This is a genomic window from Paradesulfitobacterium aromaticivorans, assembly GCF_054657415.1.
The window spans coordinates 1,914,811-1,926,929 of the sequence record NZ_BAAHYT010000010.1 but is presented as its reverse complement, the minus strand read 5'-3'; the positions used below and the strand labels follow the sequence as shown (position 1 = coordinate 1,926,929).

Here is a 12,119-nt window from a genome sequence, read left to right as displayed (position 1 = left end):
CTTGCTCTTTTTTTCGCTTTATTAACCAAATTTTCCGCGGTCGTTTTCCCCGGCGAAAATTGCGTATCCTCTTGTGTATGTGCGTATCCCCTTGCGCTTTCAGACCAGCTCTGGAGCGTTAAAATCAACCTAACAAATTTTATATGTTCTATAAGCCCCGGCTTTATCCCTCTTTTTACGCCATAACTTTTTTATGGGAAAATTCTACAAATCCTACTTCTTCAGCAAATGCCTCCTGATAATGGCCAGGTTTTGGAACAGGCGGACGCCAAAAGCCACCACGGCCGCCAAATAAAGATCGACTCCGATGCGATCCCCGATATAAGCTAAAAGTGCCGCCAGCAACATATTGCTGAAAAAGCCGGTCAAAAAAACCGTACTGTCAAAATGATCTTCCTGCGCGGCGCGAATCCCACCCAGGACAGAGTCCAAAGCAGCTAAAATAGCCACGGACAAATACTTAGCATAAGCTACAGGTACGGAAAACGGGGAGAAGTACCCGACAGCCAGTCCCAAAATTAAGCCTAATATCGGTAGCCACATTGTTGGTGAGCCTCCTTGGATTCAGCGTCCTATTACCGGTTTGGCGGCGGTAAAGTCAATATACCTTACCCCATGTTCTATACTACGATAATCTTTATCATTAAGCAAAGTATAGAGTGCGCCCAGCTTATCTTTCCAGCCCGTAGCTTGGCCGAGCCGCACCTCAACCCCGCTTGTCAGAAAGAGAGTAAGCTGCTGGATCGAGTTTACATGCACTTCTCCGATTAAAGGCAAGAGAGCAGCAGGAGCTTGTCCCAGCAAATTAAGGGCAGCAGCAAGCAATGGGTCATCTATCTTGTGCCCGGGTCCGCTCGCATCAGACAGAGTTACGCCCGTAATCACAGGGTAATCCACTTGCGGCCAACTCTCGATACGGCGCAAGAACACTCCCTGCCCGTTAACCTCCACTGCCCCTTTCCCCACTAAGACAAGGGCAGACGGAGTTCTCTCAGAGACTTTTATGACCAGAGTACGGGGGAAATCCCGGACAAAGCTCACTTCGTTTACAAGCGGATGCAGGGTAATCCTGCGGCTGAGGCTGTCCTGGTCAAACAGGATAAGGTTCTGCCCTTTAGCTCCCGCTGCCAGCCGTTCAATCTCTGCCGGTTGGATTATATTCAACCCTTCCACTTTGATGTCTTTGATGACAAACGCACTGGAACGCAGGAACAAAACAGCGGCAAGCCCAACCAGAATCACGAACAGCGAAGCATAGAACAGGGTAGTATTCCCCTTTGTGGACGGCATGCGTTTTCCTCCTTATTCCAAGTATAACGAATACTACCCTGCTCTGTCTTGCTTTTTACAGGAAATATTTTACGTGTCAATTCTCGGTAGTTCCGAACTATTCGGCAGGACACGACGCAGCCTCGCACCGAGTCCGCGATATTTCTCCTCCAAATTCTCATATCCCCGGTCTATATGTCCCACTTGCTCAAGCACAGTCGCTTCCTCAGCAGCCAGGGCTGCCAGGAACAGAGCCGCGCCCGCCCTCAGATCAGTGGCCTCGACAAACGCCCCTTCCAGGGTTTCGACCCCGCGTACCACTGCCGTCCTGCCTTCTACCGTTATATTCGCGCCCATGCGCCGCAGTTCGTCAACATGCTGGTAGCGGTTCTCAAAGATCGTCTCGGTAATTACACTGGTCCCACCAGCCATCGCGAGCATGGCCATGAATTGAGGCTGCATGTCTGTGGGGAAGCCGGGATAAGCCATTGTTTTTAGATCCACAGGCTTAATTCTCCCGCGCTGGCGCACCCTGACCGCATCATCCTCGAGGGTAATCTCCGCCCCCGCTTGGCGCAATTTGGCAATTACCCCTTCAAGGTGTTCCGGGATCACGTTATCCACCCGGACATCTCCCTCGGTCATAACCGCAGCCACCATATGCGTACCTGCTTCAATGCGGTCAGAAATCACCCTGTGTTCAGCTGCCGTCAGTTTCCTAACTCCTTCGATGCGGATCACATCTGTACCGCCACCGCGGATTTTAGCCCCCATTTTGTTTAAGAGATTCTGCAAATCCACAATCTCCGGTTCCCGGGCGGCGTTGTGAATTACGGTATACCCATCAGCCAGGACTGCGACCATCATAATATTTTCCGTAGCTCCTACACTCGGTACATCAAAATAGATATCCCCGCCCTGCAAGCGGTCATACCAGGCCTCAATATAACCATGCCTTTCCTTAACTTTAACTCCTAGTTCCATCAACCCTTTAATATGCTGGTCCATGGGGCGGGAGCCGATGGCACAGCCACCCGGCCGCGCGATCCGCACGCGCCCGGTGCGTGCCAGAATCGGGCCTAAGATAAGGTTTGAAGCCCGCATTTTGCGCATCAGAGTCTCGTCCACTTCCGCACCGTTAAGAGTGGAAGCATCTACCACCAAGACCTCCTCATCCCTCTGCACACGGCAGCCCAGGGTTGCAAGCACCTCAACCATATGTGTTATATCGAGCAAATCCGGAATGTCCATTAACACTGAAGTGCCGTCCGCGAGCAAAGTCGCCGCCAGCAAAGGCAAGGAAGAATTCTTGGCACCACTGACACGCACTGATCCTTCCAGGCTCTGTTTTCCGGTAATGACATAGCGATCCATGGTCATTATTTATTTTACCTCCTTGGTGCCAAATACTCTATCTCAGGCACTAGCTCTACTCCGTACTTATTAAGCACATCTTGGCGGATCATTTCGATCAGAGTTAAAACATCGTCGGCCATGGCCTGATTACGGTTCAGGATGAAGTTTGCATGCTTTCCTGATACCTCGGCCCCGCCCACACACTTCCCTTTCCAGCCGGCAGCCTCGATCAGCCGTCCGGCAGAATCCCCGGGCGGATTGCGAAAGACACTGCCCGCATTCGGGTATTCCAGCGGCTGAGCAGTTTTACGCTTGCTTAGGTTCTCTTGCATCTGCTTAAGTATGTGCACTCTCTCTCCGGGAGAAAAAAGCAACTCTGCCTCCAGAACCACTCCCTGTGAGCGCAGGGAACTGTGGCGGTAGCCAAACTCCAAGTCGGCACGGGGCACGGTCACAACAGTGCCATCAGGCCTAAGTACAGTCACAGCCAGGATGAGTCCGGATATATCCGCACCGTGGGCACCCGCATTCATAATCACAGCTCCTCCAAGCGTTCCCGGAATCCCGCGGGCAAACTCCAGCCCGCTCACCCCCCGGTCTCCGCTTTCCTGTGCCAAGCGCGCCAGGGAATAACCGGCTTGTGCCCGAACACGGCACTCTCTCCATTCAATGCCGTCTAGTGAAGTTGTCACAACAGCGATACCCGGAAGCCCTTCATCTGCGATCAGCAAGTTCGAACCCCGACCGATAACCCACAATGGTATACCTTCCGCACGGGTTGATCTAAGTACTTCCTCAAGTTCTTCTGTATGTGCGGGCCAGTAAACATACTCAGCCGGCCCGCCTATTTTCCAGGTCGTAAGCCGATGAAGCGGGTAATTCCTCTCCACCCGTCCCTGTACCCGGTCCAGTATCATCCATATCCCACCTTGCGCGTCTTACTTCCAGACCCCAGGATCTAAGGGCACGCTTAATGTCAGCCCAGGACACTCCGTATTCAAGAGCCTGGACAATCTCTGCACACGCCTTGTGTTCCAGCAACGGTTGCGGCCAGCGCTCCATGAAACCCAGGAACTGGAATTTGGAACGGTAAAAAGCAAGTTCTTCAGCCCCTGCTTCACAGTACCCTTCAGCTGCTGCCGCCCGTCTTCCCAGAGAAGCAGCACCGGCAGCGTTTAACCAGGCTTCAGGCACTACCCAGCACAGCCCGGGCCCGCGCTCCCCGATCCAGGTTTTGTCCAGGCCCGGCCACAGCAAAGAAGGCTCAAACCCTCCCGCCTGTAACAGGTGCCAGAGCAGAGGGCGTTCGTTTAGCAAAACGTAAGGTTCGGGCAGGGAAAAGACCAGTTCATCCTTCCACAACTTATGTAGGAATTCTGCAACTGACTGGCATTCGATCCCGCGGGCCTGCGCCAGAGTTAAAATATCTTCATTTTCCTGACCCGGCCACCAAAGCAGGCCTGTGGGAATTTCCGACATCCTCTCCCAGTCATCTCCGGCTTGGGCCCAGGCTGTCGCCTCACTTACCGGCAGATAAGCCAGTCCGGCTGCGCCAAGGAGCGCCTCCAGGCCGTCAATCCCTTCCACGGAAGAACCTGCCGTTAATTGTAAGAGATGGTGCACCGTCATCACTCCTTTCGCACTTTGATGCCTTATGTTATGCACAGGAGTCATGAGGTGTGAAAATCTTCGGTAAGTACTCAGTACTCAGGAGTCAGGAGCCAGTATGAGAAACCGGTTTATCGTCTGTAAGTATTTCGAATTACTTAATAAATTACTGAATACCTGAGCAGATGTTCCCGAAATAAAACTTTTCTTAAGAAGTTAGTCAATTGCCGGAACCATGTTCTCCGGATTCTGAATTCTGAATTCTGACAACCTGAGTCTCAGCGCCAGGCCGTATCATAACACACGTCGAGAATTTTGCTAAGAGCCTCGGGCTGAGCCAAATTTTTCATTTTCTCAGCCATCTTATTTAATCCTTGGGGATCTGCTAACAACTCATTTATCTTATTAAGAAGCACCTCTCCTGTCAAATCCTTGTCGAGCAGGAGTTGGGCCGCCCCGGCTTGCACCAGAGCCCGGGCATTGTGTTCCTGGTGGTTGCCCGCCGCGTACGGATATGGGACCAGAATGGCTGGCTTACCGGCAACCATCAACTCTGCCAGGAAAGCCGCTCCCGCCCGCCCAACGCAAAGGTCGGCAGCAGCAAGCGCTTGCGGCATGTCTTTAAGATACTGAAAAATCCGCCACTGAGAGCGTTCTGCCCCAATCTCTTTGAGGGCAGACATCGTTTCCTGATAAGTGGCTTGTCCTGTGGCCCAAATTACCTGGATTTGCGGGCGGGCAGCCAAATCCTTAAGCACTTTAACCATGCTTTGATTGATGGCCCGTGCGCCCCGGCTTCCCCCTGTTACTAAAAGAGTACTGCACTCAGGACGCAGGCCAAAATGTTTTAACCCCTGTTCCCGCGTCTCTTGACCGATTTCCGGGCGTACAGGGAGCCCGGAAATCATAATTTTCTTCTTAACTCCAAAATGAGCAATACTCTCCGGGAAAGTCACCAAAACCCGCCTCACAAAGCGGGCCAGAATCTTATTCGTAATTCCGGGTACAGCGTTCTGTTCATGCAGGATGCTCGGAATCCCAAACAGAGCGGCTGTAAGCACCACCGGCCCGGAAACATAACCGCCCGTGCCTACCACCAAATCCGGACGAAATTCTTTAAGTATGCGCTTAGTTTCCCATACCGCCTTGAAACTTTTGCCCCCGGTTTTCAGCATCTCAACGCTCACTTTACGCGGCAGCCCCTGTCCGGAAATCCCTGTGAAGTTGATACCGGTTTCCGGAACCAGGCGGGCTTCCATTCCATCCTTGGTGCCAACATAGAGAATCTTATTGTCCGCACCTCTGGCCATGAGACCTTGGGCAATGGCTAAGGCCGGGTAAATATGCCCCCCTGTTCCTCCTCCAGTTACGATAACACGCATCCTAAATCCCTCCGCCTGAAGAAAACTTGCTTCAGGTGGAGTTTTAACTCCATCTGAAGTTTAATTGAACTTATTTTCTCGTTATTTCGCTTCCCGTGAAATATTGAGCAGCACCCCGACTCCGAGCAGGGTAAAGACGAGCGAGGTTCCGCCATAACTTAGAAACGGGAGCGTGATTCCGGTCACAGGCAAAACCCCACTGACCACTCCCATATTAACCATCGCCTGGATCACTACCATCGAAGTCAGCCCCACAGCCAAGAGACCGGAAAAAGCGTCAGCCGCTCCCATCGCCACTTTGAAGCCGCGCCAGGCGAAGAGGAAAAAGAGCAAAACAACCAGCGTCGCTCCGATGAATCCCAGTTCCTCCCCGATCATGGCAAAGATAAAGTCCGTGTGGTTTTCAGGCAGGTACAAAAATTTCTGCTTGCTGTGGCCTAAGCCCAGGCCAAAGAAACCGCCCGGGCCGAGGGCCAAAAGAGCCTGAATCGTCTGATACCCTTTCCCTGAAGGATCAGCCCACGGGTCCAGAAAGGCGAGGATGCGCCGCATGCGATAAGGAGCAGCTGCTATTGCCGCCACCACCAGGAGCAGGCCGGTCCCGCCCAAGGCAGTGAGATGACCCGCTCTGGCTCCGGCCGCGATCAGCATAAAGAAAGTGGTCCCGGCTATCACCAACGTAGTACCCAAGTCTGGCTGCAGCATGATCAGCCCGGCAATCAATCCTAAAAGCCCTAAGACCGGCAAGAGCCCTTTGCGGAAAGAGCGAATTTTATAGGGCTGCAAAGCCAGGATGTGGGACATCACCAAAACCATTGCCAGCTTAATGATCTCTGAAGGCTGAACAGATAAGGGGCCTAACCCAATCCAGCGGTCTGCACCGTTGACTTTCCGCCCTACCCCCGGGATTTTCACCATAATCAGTAAGACAATGGCCAAGTATAAAGCGGGTTTTGCCCATTTCCTTAGTAAGCGCAAGTCGAGGCGCATGCTCAGCACCATTGCTGCCAAACCAAGCGTGACCCAGATTCCCTCCATCTTGAGGAAATGATAAGGATCATTGTACTGTAAGTATCCTTTAACAGCACTGGAACTATAAACCATAATGACCCCTATGCTCAGCAGGGCTAGGATCGCCCACAATAAGATCATATCCGGTCGGCTCCGCCTCGGCATGCAAGTTCCCCCTTTACAATTTGGGTTCCCTATAATGCCTACGCACTAACTCCTTAAACAATTCCCCTCTTTCTTCATAACTCTTAAACATATCCCAACTTGTACAAGCCGGAGAGAGCAGGACCACATCCCCAGGAGAGGCTTCCGCAATCCCTTTCTCTACCGCATCCTCTAAAGAAGATGCGCGCACAATCCGCTCCACTCCCTCATCCCGGGCTGCCTCCTCCATTTCTGCCGCAGCCTGTCCCAGCAAGACCAGGTGTTTCACTTTGCGCTTGACCAACTTCATAAATTCGTGGAAATCCAAGCCCTTATTCTTCCCTCCGGCAATGAGAATCAGCGGGTCCTCAAAAGCCAGGAGCGCTTTTTTCGAAGCATCCGGATTAGTCCCTTTGGAATCGTTGATAAAGCGTATCCCATCGAAAACCCCAACCTTCTCCTGGCGGTGTTCCACTCCCGGAAATTCCCGCAGCACTTGCGCGATTTCCGGCCAGGTAAGCCCTAATTCTCTGGCAGCAGCAGCTGCGGCCATCACATTCTCAAGGTTATGGCTGCCCCGCAGTTGCAACGCTTGCCGCTCCACAATCTCAGTCCTCTCTCCCCCTTCGGCATAGACAATCTTGTCCTGCCACACGGAAATCCCATCAGGCAAGAAAGAAGTAGAACTGAAGTAGAGAACCCTCCCCTTCATTTCTCCCCCCAAGGACCGTACCAGGGGGTCGTCCCAGTTAAGGATGGCTAAATCATCCTTTTCCTGATTCTCAAAAATGCGTGCCTTGACCTTTAAGTAATTCTCAACCGTATGGTGGCGGTCCAGATGATCGGGCGTAACATTTAAGAAAATCCCAATCTGGATATGCAGCTTGTCAATGAACTCCAGCTGAAAACTCGAGAGTTCTGCGACCACGATCCCGTTTTCAGCCAAGTCTTCTACCTGTCCGCTCATTGCGAGCCCGATATTGCCCACCACCCTGGTCGGGCGTCCTGTGCGTTTGGCCAGTTCCCCGGCCAAAGTCGTGGTTGTGGTCTTGCCGTTGGTTCCGGTTATCCCCACACAGACAGCGGCGGAATCACGCATGGCCAGCTCGACCTCGCTCCAGACCGGAACTTTCTCAGCCAGGGCCGCTTGAATAAAACCCTGCTCCGGGGACACTCCCGGAGAGAGCACGATCAGCTCAGCGCGGATCTCCTCCCACTCCGGCACCCGCGCCAGGAGTAGGTGGGCTTCATCAAGCCCCAGCTCCTCTATTCCCTGGAGCTTCTCCCTCTCCTTCCGGTCTGTTAAAAACACTTCTGCTCCCAATTTATTAAGTTTAAGCACCGCGGCTTGCCCGCTGCGGCCCGCACCTACTACCAGAGCGTGTTTTCCTTGCCAGTTCACTGTTCATTCCTCCTAACCAAGCGTCGGTATATAAGCGATTACCCCCAGCAGGGCGCAGATAAGAGCCGCTGACCAAAAAACCACCACCACTCTCCATTCACTCCATCCCCCTAGTTCAAAGTGATGGTGGAGCGGGCTCATGCGAAATACCCGTTTCCCGGTTGTCTGGAACGAGATAACCTGAATGATTACGGAGAAGGCCTCAGCCACATACACCCCGCCCACAAGCAAAAGAATGAGTTCACTTTTGCTGAGCACAGCGAGGCTGACCAGAGCCCCTCCCAGAGCCAGGGAACCGGTATCTCCCATGAAGACCCGCGCCGGGTATGCGTTAAAGCGGAGAAAACCCAGACAGCCACCCGCCACAGCCGCAGCAAAAACCGCCAGGTCGGACTCATGCGCCAAAACCGCAACCCCTCCCTGCACAGACAAAAGAACCGCGATCAAGACAAAGCCCAGGGACGCAATCAGAGTTGTCCCCGCTGCCAGACCATCCAGCCCGTCCGTTAGGTTAACCGCATTATTGATGCCCACGATAATAAAAGCAGTAAGAGGATAGTAAAATAAGCCGATATCCAAGTGAATGCCGGTAAAAGGAAGGGTGATGTCTGTCCCCCTGCCCAAGGCTTTAACAGCTACGATAGCCAAAATAAACGCCAGAACAAGCTGACCCAGAAGTTTTTGATACGCGCGCAAACCAAGGGAACGCCGCATGACCACTTTGATAAAATCATCAATAAATCCAATAAGTGCAAAGCCTAGTGTGCCGCCGACCAGGACGATCATTTCCAGCGAGGTCGGTTCTTGGGCAGCCAGGAGGGAAGCAGCCACAATCCCGACCAGGAAGATAATTCCTCCCATCGTCGGGGTGCCCGCCTTTTGCAAATGCCTTTCCGGACCATCCTTCCGGATGCTCTGACCGAATTTTAGAATACGCAGCACTGGGATGACAAACGGTCCCAAAACCAGGGTAATGATCAAGGCCAGCCCCGCTGCTAACAAGATACGCTCAGACATCAAATGATCCTTCCTTCTCCTACCCGCGGGTTCCCGGAAACGTGCTTAAGTCCGGCGGTCACTTCCTCCATCTTCATCCCCCGCGACCCTTTAATCAAAACCCAGGTCGGCTGCCTCAGGCGGTTAAGCACGTCTTTAGCCAGCGCAACCCCTTCTTCCCTGGTCACACAGGTGTGGACCCTCTTCGGAGACAGCCCAGCTGCCAGCGCCCCCCGGGCAATGTCCTCCGCCAGAGCCCCCACCGTAATTAACTCGCTAACCCCCAGAGCGGCCAGAGTTTCCCCCACTGAGCGGTGCCCGTGTTCACTCTCTGCACCCAGTTCGTACATCTCCCCCAGGATCGCCAGCGTATCATTATCCTGAGCCCGTTCTTTCAGTACCCGTAAAGATGCCTGCATCGAGACAGGATTGGCATTATAAACATCACTGATAAGCACGCTGCCAGCGAAACCTTCATGCACTTCCAGCCTTAATTTGGAGAGTTTTAGCTCCTTAAGCCCGTGGCACCCGTCTTGGAGGCGCACTCCGTATAAAGTGCCCACAGCCAAGGCAGCCAAAGCATCCAGGACATTATGACCTCCAGGCAAAGGGAGAAAAACTTCCGCTTCTTCCTCTCCCATTCTGACTTTAAAAAACGTCCCCAACGAACCCCACGGCTTCAGCTCATACCCGCTCACCTCCGGATTCTCATATTTTCCTTCAAGGCCATAGAAGAGGCGGGAATGAGGATCATTATTGCCTTTAGTTGCCGACCACGAATCCTCGGCGTTTAAGACCGCCGTTCCGTGCGGCGGCAGGGAATCTATCAGTTCCCACTTGGCCTGAGCGATGCGTTCCTGTGTCCCTAAGAGCTCTAAATGAGTGCTTCCGATATTGGTTATTACTCCGGTGTCAGGCTGAGCGATTTCACACAGAGCCTTGATCTCACCCAAGCCACGCATACCCATCTCCAAAACCAAAATTTCCGTATCCTCCGGAGCGTTGAGAACAGTTAAAGGCAGCCCAAGCTCATTATTGTGATTGCCGCTGTTCTTAAATACGCGATAGCGTTGTTCCAGGACTGCAGCCACCATGTCTTTGGTCGTGGTCTTGCCATTGCTTCCAGTTATCCCTACCACTTTAGCCCCCAAAAACTGTCGCCAGGCCCGCGCCAAAGCCCTGAGGGCTTCAAAAGGAGAGTGTACTAACAAGAGAGCTTTCCCGGGCGGCACATCCAGGGCTTCCGGAAACTCCCCGACTCTGCTTTTAGCCGCAACCGCTACATTGGCCCCATTATTCCAGGCCGCCTTAATAAACTTATGCCCATCCGCTTTTTCCCCAGGCAGGGCAAAAAATATTTCCCCGGCTTTGGCCTGACGGCTGTCCAGCACACACCCTGCCGTTTGTACCCTGCCATCTCCTTTTAACTCACCGTCAAGGATTCTGGCGACATCCTCACTTGTCCAAACCGGCATATCCTAGCCCCCTCAGCGCCTGGCGCGCTTCCTCCCGGTCATCAAACGGGTTTACTTCCGTGCCGATGATTTGGTAAGTCTCATGCCCTTTGCCGGCAATGAGCACCGTATCTCCGGCCTGAGCCTGGCGACAGGCCTTCTTAATTGCCTGCCTGCGCTCGCTCTCAACTGTATATTGTTCGCCCTTGACTCCGCTTAGGATCTCGCGGATGATTTGCTCCGGATCTTCTGTACGTGGGTTATCAGACGTAACTACGGAAAAATCACTCAACTCCGAAGACACCCGGCCCATAATCGGCCTTTTGGCTTTGTCCCGGTCCCCTCCGCAGCCAAACACCGTAATCAGTCTGCCTTGGGTGAACTCGCGTGCAGTGCGCAGAACATTTTCCAACCCATCCGGCGTATGGGCATAATCCACTATCACTTGGAAAGGTTGGCCCAGAGTAATGCTTTCGAAGCGTCCCGGTATCCCGGGGATCTCCGCCAAGGCCTCAGCCACCGGTTCCGGCTCATACCCGCGCTCCACACCCCAGGCGAAAGCCGCCAGGGCATTATACACGCTGAAGAAGCCCGGAGTTCGATAATTGACGGACTGAAGCTTACCCCGAAATTCAACCGTGAACTTCACACCCTGTGCCCCTGCTTTCACCTCACGGGCCCGGTAATCAGCCGGGTTTTTGATGCCATAGCTCACAACCGGAGCAGCAGATGCTTGCCGTAGGGCGGGAAATGCCGGGTCATCTGCGTTCAGGACTGCCATTTTAGGCTGTTTTACTCCTTTTAGCTCAGTAAACAGACGGGCCTTCGCACTTAAGTATTCTTCCATAGATTTATGATAATCCAAATGATCTTGTGTCAGATTACTAAAAATCCCGGCATCAAATTCAATCCCTTTAACCCGACCGAGATCAAGCGCATGGGAGGATACTTCCATCACGGCCAGCGAAACTCCGTCCTCAACCATCTCCCAGAGCAATTTTTGCATCTCAATCGCTTCGGGAGTGGTGCGCTCGCCCGGTATCTCCCGACCGGCAATGCGCGCTCCCAAAGTTCCGATCAGCCCTACTTTGCGTCCCTGCTTCGTCCCGATTTTCTCAATCAGGTGAGTAATTGTGGTCTTGCCGTTCGTACCGGTAACCCCCACAACCTCCAGGCTCTGGCTAGGGTTCCCGTAAATGTCGGCAGCCAGCGGACCGAGCGCCTGACGGACACTTGTGACCTTGATCTGAGGTACCGGGAGCGGAAGGAACCTTTCCACCACCAGGGTCACCGCACCTGCAGCCAGCGCACCCTCAGCAAAGTCATGTCCGTCTGCCTTAAATCCCGGCACACAGGCGTAGAGATCCCCCACATGCACCCGCCGAGAATCCATGCTAATGCCGTGAACCTCTGTCGTCAAATCTCCGGACGTTTCTAAAACATCAATACCAGCAATCAGTTCTGTCAGCGTTTTAGATGTCCTCATAAAACTATCAC

General features: G+C 53.2%; 11 protein-coding genes. All 11 read right to left on the bottom strand.

Annotated features, from left to right (window positions below; all coding sequences use genetic code 11):
• Positions 1-213: 213 nt before the first annotated feature.
• Complete coding sequence (locus ACYQ2N_RS15165; RefSeq protein ID WP_460000095.1) at positions 214-543, bottom strand: small basic family protein; 330 nt, start codon at positions 541-543, stop codon at positions 214-216.
• A gap of 21 nt (positions 544-564) precedes the next feature.
• A complete protein-coding gene (locus ACYQ2N_RS15160; protein WP_460000093.1) occupies positions 565-1,290 on the bottom strand; it encodes a cell division protein FtsQ/DivIB in 726 nt (241 codons plus the stop codon).
• 69 nt (positions 1,291-1,359) lie between these two features.
• Positions 1,360-2,649 (bottom strand): UDP-N-acetylglucosamine 1-carboxyvinyltransferase, encoded by a 1,290-nt coding sequence (gene murA / locus ACYQ2N_RS15155; RefSeq protein WP_460000091.1) that lies wholly within the window; start codon positions 2,647-2,649, stop codon positions 1,360-1,362.
• Between the two features lie 8 nt (positions 2,650-2,657).
• On the bottom strand, positions 2,658-3,542 hold the full coding sequence (murB, locus tag ACYQ2N_RS15150; protein WP_460000090.1) for a UDP-N-acetylmuramate dehydrogenase: 885 nt from the start codon (positions 3,540-3,542) through the stop codon (positions 2,658-2,660).
• A complete protein-coding gene (locus ACYQ2N_RS15145; RefSeq protein WP_460000089.1) occupies positions 3,457-4,248 on the bottom strand; it encodes a hypothetical protein in 792 nt (263 codons plus the stop codon). The genes murB and ACYQ2N_RS15145 overlap by 86 nt, the downstream gene beginning before the upstream one ends.
• 263 nt (positions 4,249-4,511) lie before the next feature.
• Complete coding sequence (gene murG / locus ACYQ2N_RS15140) at positions 4,512-5,615, bottom strand: undecaprenyldiphospho-muramoylpentapeptide beta-N-acetylglucosaminyltransferase (RefSeq protein ID WP_460000088.1); 1,104 nt, start codon at positions 5,613-5,615, stop codon at positions 4,512-4,514.
• A gap of 81 nt (positions 5,616-5,696) precedes the next feature.
• Positions 5,697-6,791 carry a stage V sporulation protein E gene (gene spoVE, locus ACYQ2N_RS15135; protein ID WP_460000087.1) on the bottom strand — a complete coding sequence of 365 codons (1,095 nt, stop codon included), beginning with the start codon at positions 6,789-6,791 and terminating at the stop codon, positions 5,697-5,699.
• A 13-nt stretch (positions 6,792-6,804) separates the two neighbouring features.
• Complete coding sequence (gene murD / locus ACYQ2N_RS15130; RefSeq protein WP_460000084.1) at positions 6,805-8,172, bottom strand: UDP-N-acetylmuramoyl-L-alanine--D-glutamate ligase; 1,368 nt, start codon at positions 8,170-8,172, stop codon at positions 6,805-6,807.
• 12 nt (positions 8,173-8,184) lie between these two features.
• The gene (gene mraY / locus ACYQ2N_RS15125; protein ID WP_460000083.1) at positions 8,185-9,189 is read right to left on the bottom strand and encodes a phospho-N-acetylmuramoyl-pentapeptide-transferase; all 1,005 of its coding nucleotides are present in this window, start codon (positions 9,187-9,189) and stop codon (positions 8,185-8,187) included.
• Entirely contained in the window at positions 9,189-10,643 is a 1,455-nt protein-coding gene (locus ACYQ2N_RS15120) for a UDP-N-acetylmuramoyl-tripeptide--D-alanyl-D-alanine ligase (protein WP_460000082.1), read from the bottom strand. The genes mraY and ACYQ2N_RS15120 overlap by 1 nt, the downstream gene beginning before the upstream one ends.
• A complete protein-coding gene (locus tag ACYQ2N_RS15115) occupies positions 10,624-12,108 on the bottom strand; it encodes a UDP-N-acetylmuramoyl-L-alanyl-D-glutamate--2,6-diaminopimelate ligase (RefSeq protein ID WP_460000081.1) in 1,485 nt (494 codons plus the stop codon). The genes ACYQ2N_RS15120 and ACYQ2N_RS15115 overlap by 20 nt, the downstream gene beginning before the upstream one ends.
• Positions 12,109-12,119: the final 11 nt, after the last annotated feature.